Consider the following 18,628-nt stretch of genomic DNA (forward strand, 5'->3'; position numbering starts at 1 on the left):
ATGGCGTCAGCCACTATAAAAATTAGCAACACCAACAAATCAATTACTAATCTTTAATAAAACACCATTTACGTCAGTATAGGACAGGTATAGCATGAGTCGAGAGATTTTAACGGTAGTAGAGACCGTCAGTAATGAAAAAGGCCTAAATCCGGAAGATATATTTGAAGCGATTGAGCAAGCCTTAGTCGTCTCGACCAAAAAGAAGGTCTATACTGATCAGCCAGAAGTGGCCGTGCGGGTAGCTATCGATCGGGAAACGGGTGACTATGATACTTATCGTTATTGGACGGTAGTCGCTGACGAAGACCACGAAATGCCAGCATGCCAATTGGCCATCACTGATTTAGATCAGGATGAGTGGAGCATCGGCGATATTAAAGAAGAGCAAATCGAGTCTATTGAATTTGGTCGTATTGCGGCGACGCAAGCGAAGCAAGTTATTATCCAAAAGATTCGTGAAGCTGAACGTGCCCTAGTTGCAGATGCTTTTGAGCCGCGTATTGGCGAGATGCTGTTTGGTGAAGTCAAAAAGCAGACCCGTGATGGTTATATCATCGATTTAGGGGACAATGCTGAAGGCTATCTATCACGCGATCAAATGCTACCACGTGAGCAATTGCGGGTAAAATCACGTATCAATGCTATCCTATACCATGTCAACCGTGAAAATCGCGGCGCACAGTTATTGCTATCGCGTACCCATCCGGAAATGCTGTCTGCCTTGATGCAGAAAGAAGTGCCGGAAATTGCTGAGCAAATCATTGAAATTCGCAATGTTGCCCGCTTACCAGGTACTCGTGCTAAAATCTCTGTCAAGACTAACGATCATCGCATTGATCCAGTCGGCGCTTGTATCGGTATGCGTGGTACGCGTATTCAAGCCGTGCAGCAAGAGCTAGATGGCGAGCGTATTGACGTCGTGGTGTGGTCTGACGATCCTGCGCAATATATTATTAGTGCGCTTGAGCCTGCTGATGTAAACAGCATCATCTTAGATGAAGATTCACAAACAGCAGATATCGTGTTTACCACTAATGATCAATTGGCGCGTGCGATTGGCTCACAAGGTCAAAACGTCCGCTTAGCTTCAGAACTAACCGGCTACAAATTGAACATGATGCTTGAGGCCGAGTACCTAGAGCGTCAAAAGAATGAAACTAAAGCGTATCTTGACCTTTTCTATGAGCGCCTAGAAGTGGACGAAGACCTAGCACAAGCGCTAGTAGATGTTGGCTTTACCAGCATTGAAGAAGTCGCTTATGTGCCGGTCGACACTTTCTATGATATCGAAGGCCTAGACGACGAAGCTATTGATATGATTCAAGAACGTGCGAAAGAAGTCGTCATCGCTGACGAACTGGTCAAGCAACAAAATATGAAAGAGCCTAGCGCTGAGTTGTTAGCTTTAGAAGGCATGACGACGAGCTGGGCATATAAAATGGCTCAAAAAGACATCATTACTGTGGATGATCTGGCTGAGCAAGCGGTCTTTGATTTAGAAGACATTGATGATCTTGACGAAAAGACTGCGGGTCAGCTTATTATGAAGGCACGCGAGTCTTGGTTTGATGAGTAGCGTCCGTCATTCATGACCGGTACGGTATACTCACAGTAGCGACGCGTAGCAATACAAGTTCGAGCGCATACCGTATAAAAAAATAGTGACAATAGTACGCAAACACATCAGCCCAACGCTGAATTAAATATATAGCACATAATAGATAGTAGGTGACAATCAATGGCAGATAAGACCGTCAAAGAACTGGCAGAAATGGTAAGTAAAACCGCTAGCGCTGTACAGCAGCAGCTAGTGGACGCCGGGCTGCCTGCTCGTGGTGAGGATGACTTAGTCACCGAGCTTGAGCAAGAGCAGTTGGTGGGCTATTTGAAACAAAGCCATGGCCAGCAAGAAAAACGCCGTATTAGTCTTAAGTCTAAGACGACCAGTACTGCGCGCGTAACGGGCTCTTCAGGTAAGTCTAAGAGCGTAAACGTTGAAGTTCGCAAGAAAAAAGTATTTGAGAAACCAGATCCTGCACAAGTAGCTGAAGAATTGGCCGCTCGTGAAAAAACCATGCTAGAGGCAAAAGTAAAAGCTGAGCAAGACCTCCTCGAGCGTGAACAAGCGAAGAAAAAATCTGAAGAGCGTCAAGCAGCTACTCTAGCCGCTATGCGCGCAAGTCTTGGCGGCAGCAAGAGCAAAGACAGTGGCGGAGATGATATTAAATCTTCTGTCGTGGTCAAAAAAGGCGGTAAAGAAGCGACTGAAGTCAAGATTAAAGAAAAGAAAAAGGTCGTCGCTGCTACTAAGCCCAAAACGGAAACGGCTGCTGAGCGTAAAGAACGTGAAGCCCGCGAAGTAGAAGAAGAACGCCTACGTCAGCTCGAAGTCGAAACGCGTCGTCAGCAAGCGGAAGAAGCGCAAAAGCGTACGCTTGAGCAGATGCGTAAGATGGCGGGTAAATACTCAGACAAAGAGCCTGTGGCTGAAGTTCGTAAAGACGAGCCATTAGCGGAAGGTCTGGTCGGCGATGCCCTCGAAGAATCATTTGAGAAAGAGCGTCGTGAGATTAAGCGTGGTACTACGGGTACTGCCGCTCGTGGCAAACGTCGTAAGAACCAAGAAGAGCGCGAAATTAAAAACCGTCGCCATGGTCTTAAGTCGTCACAATCAGGTCAGCATAAGTTTGAACGTCCGGTCGAAAAAATCGTCCATGATGTTGAAATTAGTGAGCAGATTGTGGTCGCTGATTTGGCACAACGCATGGCTATTAAAGCCCGCGAAGTCGTCAAATTGCTTATGAAAATGGGCGAAATGGTTAGCGAAACTGATGAGATTGATCAAGCGACAGCGAGCTTAATCGTTGAAGAGCTTGGCCATAACCCAGTACCGGTTAGCGATACTAAAGTCGAAGACGACTTACAAGTTGCGGTCGAAAAGCGCAGCAGTAACGTGCAAACGCGTCCGCCAGTGGTCACTATCATGGGTCACGTCGATCATGGTAAGACCTCATTGCTTGATAAGATTCGCTCGACTAAGAAAGCCTCTGGTGAAGCCGGTGGGATTACTCAGCATATTGGTGCCTACCATGTCGAAACCAGCCGCGGTGTTGTAACGTTCCTTGATACCCCAGGTCACGCCGCGTTCAGTGCTATGCGCTCTCGTGGTGCTCAGGCTACCGATATCGTAGTCCTAGTCGTCGCTGCTGATGATGGCATGATGCCGCAAACGGTTGAAGCTATTGACCATGCGCGTGCTGCTGGTACGCCATTGATTGTTGCTATCAACAAAATGGACAAAGAAAGTGCCGATGTCGATCGCGTTCTAAATGAATTGACCAGCAAAGAAGTCGTTTCAGAAGCTTGGGGTGGTGATACTCCTATGGCCCGCGTTTCAGCGAAAACAGGCGAAGGTATCGATGAGTTGCTAGAGCTGATCAGCTTACAAGCAGAGCTCATGGAGCTAGAAGCCCCAACTGACGGTGCTGCTCAGGGTGTGGTTATTGAGTCAAGACTAGAAAAAGGTCGCGGCGCAGTCGTTAGCCTGCTTGTTAAGAAAGGCACCTTGAAACAAGGCGATTTAGTCTTAGCCGGTGAGTATTACGGTAAAGTTCGTGCCATGATTGATGAGCAAGGCCAGCGTATTAAATCTGCAGGCCCGTCTATCCCAGTCGAAATCTTAGGCTTGCCTGAGACCCCAGCGGCAGGTAGCGAGTTCTTAGTGGTTGCTGATGAGAAGAAAGCCCGTGAAGTGGCTGACTTCCGTGCCAACCGTGAGCGTGAGCGTGAGATGGACCGTCAGAATAAGATGCGTCTTGAGAATATGTTTGAGCAGATGGGTCAGGGCGATGTGTCATTCTTGAACATCGTACTAAAAACAGACGTCCGTGGTTCATTAGAAGCCCTATTAGCCGCCTTGAACGAGCTATCTACTGATGAAGTGAAAGTAAAAGTCATCAGCTCAGGCGTAGGCCCTATCTCTGAGTCAGACGTGACTTTAGCTGAATCAAGCGAAGCCGTATTGCTAGGTTTCAACGTTCGTGCCGACGCTACAGCTCGCCGTAAAGCGGATGAGTCGAAGTTAGATATTCGTTACTACAGCGTCATCTATGGTCTTATCGATGATGTGAAAGCGGCTATGAGTGGCCTGTTATCACCAGAGCATCGTGAGCAAATCCTAGGCGTCGCCGACGTCCGTGATGTGTTCCGCTCAAGTAAGTTTGGTGCGGCTGCCGGTTGTATGGTGGTTGAAGGGACGATTTATCGTAACAAGCCAATCCGCGTATTACGTGATGACAAGGTTATCTTTACCGGTCAGTTGCAGTCGTTACGTCGTTATAAAGACGATGTCAACGAAGTGCGTACCGGTATGGAATGTGGTCTGGCCGTTCGTGGCTATGATGTTGAAGTCGGCGATAAAATCGAAGTCTTTGAAATCCAAGAGTTCGAACGCACGATCTAAGCCTGCTTAGTCGCTGTTGTTAAAAGACCTAACAGGTCAATCCTGCTAGGTCTTTTTTTACTTAACCGTTTTGTTGTACTGTTTTATTGACCTGCTAATGCCGATAGCTTTGCAGGCCCTTAACTAAGAATGTCATGGAATCACTATGCCATTCAAAATAATTAATAGGAACTACCATGAATCAGCGTTTACAACGATTGGCTGATCAAATTCAGCGCGAACTGGCCGTACTTATCCGTGATGAAGTTAACGATCCTCGTTTAACAGGTTTCGTGACCATCTCTAGCGTGAAAGTCAGTGCTGACTTGGGCTATGCAGATATCTATGTCACTATCATGGAGCCTGAACTCAATGATGCTATGACCAAAAGCAGCCATGAGCAAAGCATTAAAGTTTTGGCCAATGCGGCAGGATTTCTGCGTACAGAGCTTAGCCATCGTCTGAAAACTCGTACCACACCGCGTCTGCGTTTCCATTACGATGAAGTCACGGCCCGTGGCAACTATATGATGGATCTTATCAGCAAAGCTGTGGCTAAAAGTGATGAAGACAATGTGCCTAATCCAAATGATGCGGATATTGAAGACACAGACTAATGCTGTTGATGACCAATAGCAGCTAGTGCAAATAGTAGTGCTGTAATGGCCTATTGAAAGCCCTTTAGTTAGTATAAATTTGACTTTATATTACTGTATGATTGATTAGCACAGGCTCCCTTATGGCAAACCCCGCATCTAAAACACCGAAACAGCGCGTCTCTGGCGTTATCCTGATTGATAAACCGCAGGGGATTACTTCCCAGCAAGTGGTCTCTAAGGTGAAGTATCTGTTTAAGTCGCCGCTGCATGATAGTAAGAAGGCAGGGCATACTGGGACTTTAGACCCTATGGCGACGGGACTCTTGCCAGTATGCTTGGGCGAAGCTACCAAGTTTAGCCATTATCAGCTCGATGCGGATAAGGCGTATGAGGCCATCATCAAGTTAGGGGAGCGTACCGATACGGGGGATGCCGAAGGTCAGATAGTCGAGATCCAAACCGTGCCAGCCATTGATGAGACCGCTATTCAGCAGACGATACAACAGTTTATGGGCGCACAAACCCAAGTGCCGCCGATGTACTCTGCCCTGAAAAAAGATGGCAAAAAGCTCTATGAGTATGCCCGTGAAGGGATTGAAATTGAGCGTCCTGCGCGGCCTATTACCATTCGCCATTTACAACTCGCCTTAGTAGCGCCCGACCGTCTACAACTGCAGGTCACTTGCACGAAAGGTACCTATGTGCGGGTGCTCGGTGAAGACATTGCGCAAGCGCTTGGCACAGTGGGGCATTTGACCAGTCTACGCCGCACTCAAGTCGGTCATTTTGTGACTGCCAATAGCATTAGTTTGGCGGATTTAGAAGCGTTAAGTTTAGCGCAAAGGTTTGAGCATTTATTAGCCGTCGATGCTTGCGTTACGGGTTTAGCAACGCTGCAAATCACCCCAGAGCAGTGCGAGCGCGTACAGGTAGGGCAACGCCTTAACGTCCGTGAGCAATTTACCCCTGAGCTCGTGAGTTATCTTGAAGCGGCTCCAGTACTGGCAGCAACCGTTGTAGAGGGTGAGGCGCCGGATAACCAAGCAGCAGTAGATATCGACGAGGACGGCGTGCCTACCCGAGATATCCGTCTAATCGATGAAGAGGGCGTATTTGTTGGTTTAGGGACGCTAAGTATTAATGGCCGTTTGCAGCCCAAAAAAATCTTGGCACGTTAGTTTTGCTCTTAATCGTGGCTCGTCCTGCAATTTATATATCGTTATCATTTTAAATAGTTAGCCAGTCTTATAGATTGACTGGCTATTTTTTTGGCTGATTTTTAGCAGTCGTACCGGCACTTTTCTCGCCTCTATTCTTTATATAACCTCAAATAGTCTTAGCGTTACTTGCTCCCAACATAACTCACAGACTCAAACATTTCATTGCATCTTCTGCGTATACGCTTAATCTTGGCAGGCCTATACTTTATTGACTGGCTTAGTTTTTGATTGACAGTTTTTAATACTGACGTTTCTGAGAATAAGCCACATTAAACAGGTCAAATAAGAAAAATATACCTAGAAATATATGAGGGATACTATGAAGAAGATTGCATTTTTACTAGATACAGATTTTGAGCAAGCTGAGTATGAAGACGTTAATAATCAATTAAAAGACAAAGGTTACGAGACGACGCTGATTACTACTAGCGATGACAAACGAGTTCAAGGTATGCAGCATTCTGATAAGGCTGATACTTTTACGGCTGATTTATTCGCCAAAGAGGCGAACGCAGCAGATTATGATGCACTTGTTCTACCAGGCGGTACTATCAATGCGGATGTCGTACGCGGTAAAGCAGCAGCACACCAGTTAATCACAGCGTTTAACGAAGCTGGCAAGCCGATTGCTGCCATCTGTCATGCCCCTTGGGTTTTTATTAACACCGGTATCGCTAAAGGTAAAACTTTGACTGCCTATGAGTCATTGCAGACAGACCTTGAGAATGCTGGCGCTACTTTCGTAGATAAGGCTGTGCAGCAAGATGGCAATCTTATTACGTCAAGAACCCCTGATGATATTAAAGATTTTGTCGCGGCTATCGATAAAGCGCTAGCCTGAAATTAGCATTACATTTCAGTTATTCGTTGCTTAAGTTTCTGTTCTTAAGTTGCTGATTCTAAAGTTCTATCTCAACACCCTTCAATGGATTCATCTCACTAATAAGGAAATTAGTATGTCAAATTCGAATAACGAGCATGCTGAAAGAGTAGGCAACGACGCACAAAATGTACAAGAAGTTGAAATTCGTAAAGAGATGCATGAAGAAAACGACGGTCAAGATTCTGCTGATGTATCAGCTGCAAAAGACGCTGCTGAGAAGGTGGCTAAGCCAGAGACTGAGTCTGTTGGCAATGTAGCAGAGCATGCGCAAGAAGCAGCCTCGCGTATAGCGGAAAACGATAAATAAACATTTTAGTAATGAGCTGTGCTAGCCATTAGCTCAGTTTTGTTTAAATTTTAATCTCAATATTCATTAAAAATAAGGAAATAACTATGTCAAATACTAATCCAAACGATACCAAACTTGAGCAACAAAAATCAGAATCACAAGTTGCTTCATTAGAAAACCAAGCTGAAGGTAACTATAATGAAGATACCGAAGCGGCAGCGCAAAATATTGCTGATAACTTAGCAGAAGCTAAAGGTAATAAATAAGCTTAGATTAAAGCAATCTAGTCAATCGGAGATACTATGAGCATGTCAGATACTACGCCAAGTTTAAAAGAACAAGCGGATAAAGTCCGTGATTTAGCAGAGGATATTAATCCTAGTGAAGATATCACTCCAGATAGTGAAGCGGAGGCTACTACGGCCTTATTAGCCGATGATGCCTTAGGCGGTACGATTAGCCAAGACGACGTCAAATAGCCCGCAATTTAGTAAGTGTAGTCCAACTATAAAAACTACTGTCACAGCAGTAGTTTTTTGTTATAATCGCCCCCTTAGTTTGCTAGTGGCCATACTTAGCCCTACGCCAACTAAAATACTCAATAGTATGCTGGTCAATAACTAGGTCGTCTCTAGTAATGCAGGGTCGTCCCGAATTATTGCTTATGATTTATTCATTGCCAGTTATCTTATTTATAGTCAGTGCGTGATATACACCACTGCTCATAGCATTGCCGGAGAAATCTTATGCTAACCAATACTGACCGCCAACAAATTATCGCTCAATACCAACGTGGCGAAAACGACACGGGTTCCCCAGAAGTGCAAGTAGCACTATTGTCTGCTCGTATCAACGACCTACAAGACCATTTTAAAGCTCATAAAGGCGATCACCACAGCCGTCGTGGTCTTATCCGTATGGTTAACCAACGTCGTAAATTGCTTGATTACTTAAAAGGTAAAGATTTAGGTCGTTACACGACTTTGATCAGCCAGCTTGGTCTACGTCGTTAATACGCACTTTTTTTGCTCTAGTTTAGGGGGTTTGTTACTCTCTACTTTAGCGTATAAAGGGTAAGCGACGAATGAAAACGGTGCGATATATGTCGCACCGTTTTTTATTGCATGAATTTTATTAAAAATTTAACACAGAGCTACTGATATAACCGTTTTAAATAGGATTGACTATATACTGACAGCTCCACTATACGAGCACATTTTGTCTAAATTACGGCAAAGTGACTCGGGTATAATTATTTATAACTCAGCCCTACTGTGACTGGGCTACTGGTGAGCCGTTAATAATTGGTCAATTGTTATAAATCCCTGTAAAATAAGTCGCAATTTAGAGTTTTGTGATAACTAATATTTGCTAAGCAGTTGCCTTATCTTCATTTATTGACATTTATGAGTCAAAGATAGCTGGGCAGTGGTTGCGGTCGATTGGGTCAAACAACGACCTTACCAGCTATGACAGCATCGATAGGCTGCGACGCCTGCCATTATCAACCCGCGCTAGGTAATACCAAGCTAGCCAAAAGATAGTGTCAAACTGCTGGGTTTTATAGCTAGGTTTGACAATCAAAAGCAGCCAGTAAAGCCAGTTTGTAGGCCCGGTTATTAGTATAGACAGTTTGGTATAGACAGATAAGATAGACAGTTAAGATAAACCGTTGCTAGATACAGTTAATATAGACCTTCATTAATATAGATGGTCGTTAAAAAACACCGCTATTAAAATTAGTCGTAAGACTAGGTATTAGCATTCACTACCAGATTTAGCATTCCGCTTTTATTAAGCTTAATTCATTAAGTCATTCGAAAATTAGGAAATATATATGACAGATCAGAGTATGTTCAACACTATTAGCCGCGAATTCCAGTATGGCAATCAGCAAGTGGTTCTTGAGACTGGCCGTATCGCTCGTCAAGCCAACTCAGTCCTCGTCCACATGGGCGGCGTTTCTGTATTGGTCGCGGTGGTGGTCAAGCCTGATGCTAAAGAAGGCCAAAACTTCTTCCCATTGACCGTTAACTACCAAGAAAAAATGTATGCTGCGGGTAAAATCCCAGGTGCCTATGGCAAACGTGAAGGCCGTGCAAGCGAGTTTGAAACGCTAACTTCACGCTTAATCGATCGCCCAATTCGTCCGCTATTCCCAGAAGGTTATGTGAACGAAGTACAAATCACGGCTACCGTTATCTCTTCTGACAAGAGCCAGAATGCTGATATCGCTGCTATGATTGGTGCCTCTGCTGCACTAGCTATCTCTGACGCGCCATTCAATGGTCCAGTCGGCGGTGCACGCGTTGGTTTCATCGATGGTGAATACGTCTTAAACCCAACGCATGAGCAACTCGAAAAGAGTGATCTTGACTTGGTCGTTGCCGGTACTAAATCAGCGGTATTGATGGTCGAATCAGAAGCCCGTGAGCTGTCAGAAGATCAAATGCTAGGCGCGGTACTATACGGCCATGAGCAGCAGCAAATCGTGATTGATAACATCCAGTCATTAGCTGATGAAGTAGGCACGCAAAAGCAAAACTTTGTAGCGCCAGCGGTCAATAAAGACTTAGAAGAAAGCATGAAAGCGCAGTTCGGCGAGCAAGTTGCTGACGCGTATACTATTACCGATAAGCAAGAGCGTTACACCAAGCTTGATGCCATCAAAGAAGCGGTTATCGCGGCACTAGCCGGTGACCCAGAAGGCGAAGACTTTGCTGAGCAAAAAGGCCAAGTTAAAGAATTGTTTGAAACGCTAAAATACCGTACTGTCCGTGACAATATCTTGTCAGGTAAGCCGCGTATCGATGGCCGTGATTTAGACACAGTTCGTGCCCTAGATATCCAAGTAGGCGTGCTACCTTACACGCATGGTTCAGCACTATTTACCCGTGGTGAGACCCAAGCATTAGTCACGACGACGCTAGGCAACAGCCGTGATGTCAACTTGATTGATACGCTAGCGGGCAAGCTACAAGACCACTTCATGCTGCATTACAACTTCCCACATTACTCAGTAGGTGAGACCGGTCGTGAAGGCATTCCAAAGCGTCGTGAAATCGGTCATGGCCGTCTAGCGCGCCGTGGTGTACAAGCCATGCTGCCAGACTCAGAGCGCTTCCCGTATGTGATCCGTGTAGTGTCTGAAATCACAGAATCTAACGGCTCATCATCTATGGCGTCGGTTTGTGGTGCCAGCTTAGCGTTGATGGATGCTGGTGTACCAATGAAAGCTCCAGTCGCTGGTATCGCGATGGGTCTAGTGAAAGAAGGCGAGCGTTTTGCAGTACTGTCTGACATCCTAGGTGATGAAGACCATCTTGGCGATATGGACTTTAAAGTGGCCGGCTCTAAAGACGGTATCACTGCGTTACAGATGGATATCAAAATTGAAGGCATCACGCCAGACATCATGGAGCAAGCGCTTAAGCAAGCCCATGCCGGTCGTATCCACATCCTTAACGCAATGAATGAAGTATTGCCATCAAGCCGTACTGAAATCAACGCGCATGCGCCAAACTATGCTGTGATGGAAATCAACTCGGATAAAATCCGTGACGTTATCGGTAAAGGCGGCGCGACGATTCGTCAGCTAACAGAAGATACTGGTGCGGTTATCGATATCGATGACAACGGTACTATCCGTATCTTCGGTGAAAACAAAGCGGCTACCAAAGAAGCTATCCGTCAGATCGAAGCGCTGACCGCTGAAGTAGAAGTCGGTAAAGTTTACGATGGTACGGTCGCTCGTATTGTTGATTTCGGTGCTTTCGTTACCGTATTACCAGGTACGGATGGTCTAGTGCATATCTCACAAATCGCTGATGAGCGTGTTGAGAATGTTACGGATTACTTGTCAGAAGGCCAAAGCATTAAAGTCTTGGTACAAGACGTCGACAACCGTGGTCGTATCAAGCTTACAATGAAAGGCGTTGAACAAGCCAATGGCTAGGTTTCCATAGCGCATAAGCTTAGCTAGCAGCTAGTCTTGTAATAGGCTAGCGGCTAGCCAATAAAAAACCGCCCAAATATTTGGGCGGTTTTTTTATGAAAAAAATTAATGGGTTAGGCTCAGGGTAGCATTAGGGCTTAGCTGCGGCCTTATCTTTTTCAAGCTGAGCAATCTGTTGTTCTAATAGGGCAATCTGCGCGGCTTTCTGTTGGTTAATATCAGCGACCAGCTGCAGTTGTTCTTTGGCGAGTTTTTCTTGTTCCGCCAAGCGTTTGCGCTCATCTTCTAAACGGTCAATCTCTTCTTTGGCCAGACTCTCACTCTTAGGAATTTTAGCATTCACAATAGCTTTAGGGTCGGGGATAGCGCTGTTTGCAACACCAGGCAGGCCTAGGTCGTCGATAGTGGCGTCTGCTTCAGTGCTTGTAGCAGTGGTCTTACTCACTGACTGGTCCGCAGCCGTTGCTAGCTCAGCAGGATTCTCTGTAGTTGTGGCAGCAGGTTTAGAAGAAAATACAGGGCCTTGTTGCCTATGCTCTGCAGTCGGAGGTGCGCTAAACAGTTGCACCACTAAATAGCCCATCGCCAACAGCGCGATGATAGCCAACACCATAAGTAATACGGTGGGCGTAGCATTGCCGTGTTGCTGTCGGGGCAATGAGGGCAGAGTATGGGCTCGGATAGAAGCTCCGGTAGAGGCTCGGATAGAAGGTTTAGTGAAAAGACCGGCAATCATCATTGAAATGTCGCTAATGCAAACATAGTACGCAAAATGGGCTGCTGAAAACTACTGGCAAACTATTTGCGTCTATAAAGTGAACAAGGGGGTAAGAAACACAATGAGCCATGCAGGACAGGGCACTCACTGAGCAGAATCTCAATTTTATTATAGGTTATCAACTTTTGTATAGGAAATAAACCTGTTAACGCCATCATTTACCCGTATAAGCATAAATAATTCAAGGCATTAACAGGTGTTCGCTGCTAAGGAATAAACTTCACTGCCCCACTGGTACCCGTAGCGGACGACTGCGCACTATCGAGCAGGGCATTCTTATCCGCTATGAGCTCAGGGTCGGGTCGGCGCTCGCTATAATGGCACTGAGTACACTCAATATATTCGTCAGGTTCTGGCTCAAATAATTGCACCTGTACGACCGTATCGAGGGTGTCACATTTGGGGCATTTGACTCCCGCCAAAAACTGCCGTTTGGGCCGAGTAGATTGGTAACGCATTAAGCCTCCTCTTGCTGGTCAGCTGAGTCTGTAATATCGCTAAAGCCACTGTGACGCAGTAACGCCTCGATGCTGGCCGGACGGCCGCGGAACGCTTCAAAGTTGGTCTTCGCGGGTTGACTACCGCCGATCGCTAAAATACTTTCTCGGAAAGCTTTACCAGTATTAGGGTTAAAGATACCTTCTTCTTCAAATTTACTAAAGGCATCGGCAGACAGCAGCTCTGCCCATTTATAAGAATAGTACCCCGCTGCATAGCCGCCGGCAAAGATATGGCTAAAGCCATTAGCAAAGCGGTTATAGTCGGGTGTGGCCGTAATCGCTACGTCGTCGCGGACTTGGTTTAAGGTAGCTAGAATACCTTGGTAATCCGGGGCTGGATTGGCCGCATGAATGAGTAAGTCGAATAAGGCAAACTCGATCTGGCGCAACGTCTGCATACCGCTTTGGAAGTTTTTGGCCGCTAATAAGGCGGCGAGTTTATCTTGTGGTAATGGTTCACCGGTATCGACATGCGCACTGATTAGCGCGATACCTTCGTTATCCCAAGCCCAGTTTTCCATAAATTGGCTAGGCAGCTCAACGGCATCCCATTCGACACCATTCACGCCCGCGACATCACCCACGCTTACCGCTGTTAGCAAGTGATGTAAACCATGACCAAACTCATGGAACAAGGTTAGTACTTCATCGTGGGTTAATAAGCTTGGTTGCTCGCCGGTCGGTGGCGTGAAATTGCCCACCATAAAGCAGACGGGTAATTGGCTATAGTTTTTGTCATCAGCATTTTCTATAGCATCGTCTGCCGTTGCCACATACTCATAGCGCGATTGGAAACCACTCATCCAGGCGCCGCCACGTTTGCCTTGACGGGCGAATAGGTCGAAATAGAAGCCACCAATTAAACTGTCGTCAGCATCAAAAAGTTGGTAGAAACGCACGTCGTCATGCCAGCGTGCGACAGCTTCAGTGTGCTCCTCAGCGCGAATGCCGTATAACTTACCCACGATTTTAAATAATCCCGAAATGACAGCAGGGAGAGGGAAATAAGGGCGAATCTCTTCTTGCGATAAAGAGAACTTATCTTGTTTTACCTTTTCTGCGACATAAGCGGTATCCCATGGTTGTAAATCAGCAATACCTAAGGCTGCTGCAGCAGTTTGCAATTGTGCCAAATCTCTTTTCGCAGAAGGTTCCGCTTGCTCAGCTAAATCGCGTAAAAAGGTTTCAACTTCTTGTACATTCTCAGCCATTTTGGTCGATAGCGAGACTTCAGCATAATTATTAAAGCCTAACAGCTCTGCTTTTTGTGCGCGCAATGCCAGTATCTGCGTCATCAAGTCGGCATTATCGAGCGAGTCACCTTTGCTGTTGGTATGAGGGTCGTATTCTGAAGCGCGCGTGACAAAGGCCTTATAGAGCTGCTCACGTAAATCACGATCATCCGCGTGGGTCATAATCGCTAAATAGACAGGGATATCCAACGTGGCCACATACGGGGTCGGCAGGTCAGCGCTAGTCGTTGCTGTGTCTTGCTCGGCCGCTGCTGTCTGTTTAGCTTGATAGCGCTCCCCAGCTTGCGCCAACATGGCTAGGCCGCTATCGGTAATGCCGGCCAACTGCGACTCTTGTAAGGGCAGTGCAAAGGCTTGGGTAGCATCTAATATATTGTCTGAAAACTTCGCCGATAGCGTAGAGAGTTGACTTTGAATCTCCGCATATTGAGTTTGCTGCTCTGTTGGTAGCGCAACTCCTGACAGCTCAAAGCTTTGCAACGCCAATTCAATCGCACGTTGGCGGGCCGGCTCTAGGGTGGCAAAAAATTCGTCTGCCTCGGTTACCGTTTTATAGCGGGCGAAGAGGGGCTTATGCTGCCCAACCCGAGTACTAAAGGCTGATAGCTTGGGCAGTAGCGCATGATGCGCCTCGCGAATCTCATCGTTGCTGGTGACGCTATTTAAATGCGATAGCACGCCCCAACTGCGCTCGAGCGCTAGGTTTAAATGATCAAACTGCACAATATCTTTTAAGGCACTGGCGGCTGCAAGTTTCGCTGGTAAGTCACTAGCGTGCTGATCCTTCAGAGTGTCAAGATAAGCATTAGCAGCCTCAATCGCTTGCGTAATTTGTTCGCTGAGCACCGTTGGATTGGTGGTAGCAAAATCTACTAAGTGTAAGTTGTCGGTCATAGGTTTCATTGTGGTCATAAGAGTCTCGTCTACTGGCGTATTTTTATAAGGATTAATCAAGATAAAAGGGGTTTAAAAATTTTAAGGTCATAGCCTTTTGCTAGTTTTATGATGAGTGTAGACCTAAGCAATTGCAAGTGGAGGGCTGCTTTTAATTGTTCCATTGTGCCAATAACGGTATTCAGTTTCATTGACTTAGCGGGCCATTCTTAAGCCCTCTGTTTAAAAGTCACCCTGTTGCTGAAGTCATTACCTGTCAAACTCTAGTAGGCCATTCTTACAAAGCTTACAAACGCCCATCAATTACTTGCAAATCCACAGTGTTAGTAGTGCATTTAACTTGTTAAAGTGGGGGTATTAGGGCGTATTACTGCAACCGTAATAAGTCCGTTAATTATTTTGGATAACTTATGTTTGTTAAGTGTGTTGGTTAAGCGCGGTATGGCTATCTTTTGGTTAACTGCTCTGTATGGATTAACCCCTATTACTAATAGCTAGTGATTAAGGCTATTTAGCCCGAATGCCCAAATGCCCAAATGATAGTTGTCCTGAATACCCGAATAACTAAATACGAATAACTAAATAATAGTTATCCCGATTGAGTGTAGAACTCAATGTCTGTACTGAAAATTCTAATTAATAAATCTCTAACTTATAAGATTAATCAATCAAAATAGGAATGACTTATGAAAGCGACTCTAAAAAGCTTACGAGAAACCACCGCTAAACCTGCAGTTAGTGTGTTTGTGAAAACGCATCGCACTTATCCTGACAATGAAAAAGACCCTATTGCGTTAAAAAACCAATTAAAAGTGGTCGAAGAGCGTGTGACGAACGAATATGATAAGCAAACGGCAACCGCCATTTTAGAAAACATCCATGCTAAGACTGATGAGCTAGACCATAACTACAATTTAGACACGTTGGCTATTTTCGCTAGCGTTGATGACGTCCAAGTGATTCGTATGCCGTTAGATACAGCAGAGCGTGTGATTGTTGATACCCGTTTTGCGACTCGTGATTTGGTGCGTGATATGGCCAGTGCCGTTCATTATTACACCGTCGTCATTACCCGTGACTATGCCCGTTTAATTGAAGCGGCAAATGATCGTGTGGTTATGGAGTTTGATAAAAATAACGATGAACAGAACCATATGGAACACATTCCGTTCCCTATTAAGAATACGACCTTACATACCACTAGTGGGGCCGATCGTTCTGCCGCGTCCAACGAAGACAACTATCTAAAAGAGTTTTTAAACCGCGTCGATAAGAGTGTGCAAGAGCTATGGGGCGACCATAAGATGCCGCTAGTGATCGTGGGTGATAAGCGCAACATCAGCTTCTATAAAGAAGTCTGTGACCGTCCGGAGAATATTATTGCTGCGGTGGATAATATCACTGATTTAGAAGACGGTAGCGCGCAACATATCATTGATGGCGTGCAAGAAGCTGTAGAAGGCTATCGTAAGTCATTGCATGAAGCGGCACTAGGCGAAATCGATAAAGCCCGTGGTGGTGATTTGCTACGCACTGATTTACAAGAAATTTATAAATCTGCCTTCCAAGGTGCCGGCGAGACCTTATATGTCCGTAAAGGCTATAGCCAACCTGCGAAAATTGATGAAAAAGCGCAAACGTTACAGTTAGCCGATGATGCCACTGCAGAAGGGGTTACCGATGACGCAGTGGGCGATATCATCGAGCATGTCATGCATAATGGGGGTGAGGTGGTATTCTTGCCTGAAGACATAATGGGTGATGACCAGCCAATCGCGCTAGTGACTCGCTACTAATAGATGGCTATTGATAAGATAAATGGTCACTAACAAATAGCCGTTAGCGTTTGTCTACGGAGGCGGTGGTGCAAAGTTTGCGACGGATCAAGCCAAGCTTTCGCCACACCTCTTGCTAGAAAAAGCATTGGTTCCTTGTGAGCCAATGCTTTTTTGTTTTCACACCTTTAGGTAATCTCTATCTTTATTTATTTAGTTAGTCATTGATAATTCTGGAGCTGTAATGATTTCACTACCTAAGCTTGGCACTATTGGCCATCATGTCAAAAGCCTGCAAGCCTTGACCACCACCATTTTGCGCGGCGGTCGCGGTAATATGGGGCCGGCACACCCTATCATACCCGAGAAGATGCTGGTGCTCTATGAGCATGAAGCCTGCCCTTATTGCCGGCGGGTGCGCGAAGTGATGACCCATCTGAATTTAGACTATGAAAGTCGTCCTAGCCCGCATAAAGGCCATGTCTATCGCGATGAGCTCAAAGCGATGACCGGTAAGACCCAGGTGCCGTATTTGATCGATGAGAATACCGGCACTCAGTTGCTTGAGTCGCAAGACATTATTGATCACTTGTATGCCCATTACTCTCCACAGGGCAGCACCCCTAAGCGTTATCGCGTAGCCAATGGCGATGGCGCTAGTTTAAGTAATAAGCTCGCGAGCGTGGCTTCGATGCTGCGCGGGGTCAAGGCGGCGCATCCTAAAAAGAATAAAGCCCGCGGCAAACCTGAGCAACTATTGCAGCTCTATAGCTTTGAGGCCAGCCCTTATAGTCGCCTAGTACGCGAAAAATTAAGTCAATTGGAAGTCGGTTTTATCAATCGTAATGTAGCGCGAGAGCGTCTGCAAGATAATGGGCTACCAGGGCTACACTTGACGTTAGGAAAGTACCAGCCGATTAAGGGAGGCAAACGTGACCGTATTATGACTGAAGTCATGCAGGGCAAGTTGCAATTTCCCTACCTAATTGACCCCAATACCACTATGTTTGAATCTCGAGCTATTATAGAGTACTTAGACAAAACATATGGTTAAGGCTAGGTTTTGCTGAGCTTTCTCTTCCTTATTTAATGGTGCCCCTGCGACTATGAGTTCTTTTACCATCACCAGCTATAATATTCATAAAGGCATGTCACCGCTCAATCGTAACGTGGTCATGCAAGGGATTGCCGACGCCTTAAATGAGGTCGGCCCTGACATTCTATGTTTGCAAGAAGTGCAGGGGCAAAACCTTAAGCGGGTGCTCAAGTATAATGAATATCCGGACCAATCCCAGCATGAATGGTTTGGCGAATACCTCTCCCTGAAGAACAGCTATGGCAAAAATAGCGAGTATGAAAATGGGCATCATGGCAATGCGGTATTGAGCCGGTTTCCTTTAGACCCCAAGCATAATATTAATATCACGGTCAATAAGATGGAGCAGCGCGGCGTCCTGCATTGTGAAGTCCAACCCGAGGGCTGGGAGGTGCCGGTCGTGGTGTTATGTGCGCATTTGAATCTGTTAGAGAATGACCGTAAAAAACAGTACGAAGCCATCTCCACTTACGTCAATGACTGTATTGATCAGACTCAGCCGTTGATACTGGCGGGCGACTTTAATGACTGGAAAAAGGTCTCTTGTATGCAGCTGGCCAAGCGCCTCAATATGACAGAGGCTTTTATGAGTTGTCACGATAAGCTGTTGCCGACTTTTCCCTCGCGCTTGCCCGTGTTAAGCTTAGACCGCATCTATGTGCGTAATTTAAAAGTAAAAAGAGCTTGGGTCCATAAAGGCAAGCCTTGGTCTACGTTATCGGATCATCTGCCTATCAGCGCTGAGCTGATTCGCGCTTAACTCATTTTACAGATTGATTATTTTTCTCAAATCAATTCTAACTATTAAACCCTAACTATCTAAGTTCTAACTCTATAGTTACTAGACTGAATGGCCTGGCTAGGGCATTTGGTCCTGTGCGTTATTTTTTCTAGCCAGTACTAATGCTGCCTGCAGTAAAAGAAAATAGTTTGCTATCTAAA

General features: G+C 45.8%; 16 protein-coding genes. 13 read left to right on the forward strand and 3 right to left on the reverse strand.

What is annotated here, in order from left to right; all coding sequences use genetic code 11:
* The first annotated feature begins 94 nt into the window (after window positions 1-94).
* From nusA to pnp, 10 genes are all read left to right on the forward strand, one after another.
* A complete protein-coding gene (gene nusA / locus ACZ2XM_RS03805; protein ID WP_490587061.1) occupies window positions 95-1,579 on the forward strand; it encodes a transcription termination factor NusA in 1,485 nt (494 codons plus the stop codon).
* A gap of 162 nt (window positions 1,580-1,741) precedes the next feature.
* Window positions 1,742-4,465, forward strand: coding sequence for a translation initiation factor IF-2 (gene infB, locus ACZ2XM_RS03810; RefSeq protein WP_490587062.1), 2,724 nt, complete (start codon window positions 1,742-1,744; stop codon window positions 4,463-4,465).
* A gap of 176 nt (window positions 4,466-4,641) precedes the next feature.
* A complete protein-coding gene (locus ACZ2XM_RS03815; protein ID WP_490587063.1) occupies window positions 4,642-5,061 on the forward strand; it encodes a ribosome-binding factor A in 420 nt (139 codons plus the stop codon).
* Between the two features lie 104 nt (window positions 5,062-5,165).
* Complete coding sequence (truB, locus tag ACZ2XM_RS03820) at window positions 5,166-6,221, forward strand: tRNA pseudouridine(55) synthase TruB (protein ID WP_490587443.1); 1,056 nt, start codon at window positions 5,166-5,168, stop codon at window positions 6,219-6,221.
* A 361-nt stretch (window positions 6,222-6,582) separates the two neighbouring features.
* On the forward strand, window positions 6,583-7,104 hold the full coding sequence (locus ACZ2XM_RS03825) for a type 1 glutamine amidotransferase domain-containing protein (protein WP_490587064.1): 522 nt from the start codon (window positions 6,583-6,585) through the stop codon (window positions 7,102-7,104).
* Window positions 7,105-7,219: 115 nt separating this feature from the next.
* Window positions 7,220-7,453, forward strand: coding sequence for a hypothetical protein (locus tag ACZ2XM_RS03830; protein WP_490587065.1), 234 nt, complete (start codon window positions 7,220-7,222; stop codon window positions 7,451-7,453).
* An 86-nt stretch (window positions 7,454-7,539) separates the two neighbouring features.
* The gene (locus ACZ2XM_RS03835) at window positions 7,540-7,701 is read left to right on the forward strand and encodes a hypothetical protein (RefSeq protein ID WP_490587066.1); all 162 of its coding nucleotides are present in this window, start codon (window positions 7,540-7,542) and stop codon (window positions 7,699-7,701) included.
* Window positions 7,702-7,737: 36 nt separating this feature from the next.
* The gene (locus ACZ2XM_RS03840) at window positions 7,738-7,914 is read left to right on the forward strand and encodes a hypothetical protein (protein ID WP_490587067.1); all 177 of its coding nucleotides are present in this window, start codon (window positions 7,738-7,740) and stop codon (window positions 7,912-7,914) included.
* A 267-nt stretch (window positions 7,915-8,181) separates the two neighbouring features.
* Complete coding sequence (gene rpsO, locus ACZ2XM_RS03845) at window positions 8,182-8,448, forward strand: 30S ribosomal protein S15 (protein ID WP_490587068.1); 267 nt, start codon at window positions 8,182-8,184, stop codon at window positions 8,446-8,448.
* 839 nt (window positions 8,449-9,287) lie between these two features.
* The gene (gene pnp, locus ACZ2XM_RS03850; protein WP_490587444.1) at window positions 9,288-11,390 is read left to right on the forward strand and encodes a polyribonucleotide nucleotidyltransferase; all 2,103 of its coding nucleotides are present in this window, start codon (window positions 9,288-9,290) and stop codon (window positions 11,388-11,390) included.
* Between the two features lie 130 nt (window positions 11,391-11,520).
* Here pnp and ACZ2XM_RS03855 read toward each other — a convergent pair whose 3' ends face one another.
* The 3 genes from ACZ2XM_RS03855 to ACZ2XM_RS03865 form a co-directional block, all read right to left on the reverse strand.
* The gene (locus ACZ2XM_RS03855) at window positions 11,521-12,129 is read right to left on the reverse strand and encodes a hypothetical protein (RefSeq protein ID WP_490587069.1); all 609 of its coding nucleotides are present in this window, start codon (window positions 12,127-12,129) and stop codon (window positions 11,521-11,523) included.
* Window positions 12,130-12,374: 245 nt separating this feature from the next.
* Window positions 12,375-12,626, reverse strand: a complete 252-nt coding sequence (locus tag ACZ2XM_RS03860; protein ID WP_490587070.1) for a YheV family putative metal-binding protein — start codon at window positions 12,624-12,626, stop codon at window positions 12,375-12,377.
* Window positions 12,626-14,824: a M3 family metallopeptidase gene (locus tag ACZ2XM_RS03865; protein ID WP_490587445.1), complete on the reverse strand. Its 2,199-nt coding sequence runs from the start codon at window positions 14,822-14,824 to the stop codon at window positions 12,626-12,628. Before ACZ2XM_RS03865 ends, ACZ2XM_RS03860 begins: the two co-directional genes overlap by 1 nt.
* Before the next feature lie 677 nt (window positions 14,825-15,501).
* Between ACZ2XM_RS03865 and ACZ2XM_RS03870 the strand changes: the two genes are divergently transcribed.
* The 3 genes from ACZ2XM_RS03870 to ACZ2XM_RS03880 all read left to right on the forward strand — a co-directional run bounded on the left by ACZ2XM_RS03870 (window position 15,502) and on the right by ACZ2XM_RS03880 (window position 18,446).
* Window positions 15,502-16,611 (forward strand): AOC03_06830 family ribosome hibernation factor, encoded by a 1,110-nt coding sequence (locus ACZ2XM_RS03870; protein ID WP_490587071.1) that lies wholly within the window; start codon window positions 15,502-15,504, stop codon window positions 16,609-16,611.
* A gap of 223 nt (window positions 16,612-16,834) precedes the next feature.
* A complete protein-coding gene (locus ACZ2XM_RS03875) occupies window positions 16,835-17,644 on the forward strand; it encodes a glutathione S-transferase N-terminal domain-containing protein (protein WP_490587072.1) in 810 nt (269 codons plus the stop codon).
* Between the two features lie 52 nt (window positions 17,645-17,696).
* Window positions 17,697-18,446 carry an endonuclease/exonuclease/phosphatase family protein gene (locus tag ACZ2XM_RS03880; protein WP_490587073.1) on the forward strand — a complete coding sequence of 250 codons (750 nt, stop codon included), beginning with the start codon at window positions 17,697-17,699 and terminating at the stop codon, window positions 18,444-18,446.
* Window positions 18,447-18,628 lie beyond the last annotated feature (182 nt).

This window comes from Psychrobacter sp. CoH-33_TS_01 (assembly GCF_058189395.1).

Coding starts and splice junctions, on each gene's coding strand:
- ACZ2XM_RS03875 (WP_490587072.1), top strand. CDS start 16,835: ATGATTTCACTACCTAAGCTTGGCACTATTGGCCATCATGTCAAAAGC.
- infB (WP_490587062.1), top strand. CDS start 1,742: ATGGCAGATAAGACCGTCAAAGAACTGGCAGAAATGGTAAGTAAAACC.
- rpsO (WP_490587068.1), top strand. CDS start 8,182: ATGCTAACCAATACTGACCGCCAACAAATTATCGCTCAATACCAACGT.
- ACZ2XM_RS03860 (WP_490587070.1), bottom strand. CDS start 12,626: ATGCGTTACCAATCTACTCGGCCCAAACGGCAGTTTTTGGCGGGAGTC.
- ACZ2XM_RS03835 (WP_490587066.1), top strand. CDS start 7,540: ATGTCAAATACTAATCCAAACGATACCAAACTTGAGCAACAAAAATCA.
- pnp (WP_490587444.1), top strand. CDS start 9,288: ATGTTCAACACTATTAGCCGCGAATTCCAGTATGGCAATCAGCAAGTG.
- ACZ2XM_RS03855 (WP_490587069.1), bottom strand. CDS start 12,129: ATGATGATTGCCGGTCTTTTCACTAAACCTTCTATCCGAGCCTCTACC.
- ACZ2XM_RS03840 (WP_490587067.1), top strand. CDS start 7,738: ATGAGCATGTCAGATACTACGCCAAGTTTAAAAGAACAAGCGGATAAA.
- ACZ2XM_RS03815 (WP_490587063.1), top strand. CDS start 4,642: ATGAATCAGCGTTTACAACGATTGGCTGATCAAATTCAGCGCGAACTG.
- ACZ2XM_RS03825 (WP_490587064.1), top strand. CDS start 6,583: ATGAAGAAGATTGCATTTTTACTAGATACAGATTTTGAGCAAGCTGAG.
- ACZ2XM_RS03870 (WP_490587071.1), top strand. CDS start 15,502: ATGAAAGCGACTCTAAAAAGCTTACGAGAAACCACCGCTAAACCTGCA.
- ACZ2XM_RS03880 (WP_490587073.1), top strand. CDS start 17,697: ATGAGTTCTTTTACCATCACCAGCTATAATATTCATAAAGGCATGTCA.
- ACZ2XM_RS03865 (WP_490587445.1), bottom strand. CDS start 14,824: ATGAAACCTATGACCGACAACTTACACTTAGTAGATTTTGCTACCACC.
- ACZ2XM_RS03830 (WP_490587065.1), top strand. CDS start 7,220: ATGTCAAATTCGAATAACGAGCATGCTGAAAGAGTAGGCAACGACGCA.
- nusA (WP_490587061.1), top strand. CDS start 95: ATGAGTCGAGAGATTTTAACGGTAGTAGAGACCGTCAGTAATGAAAAA.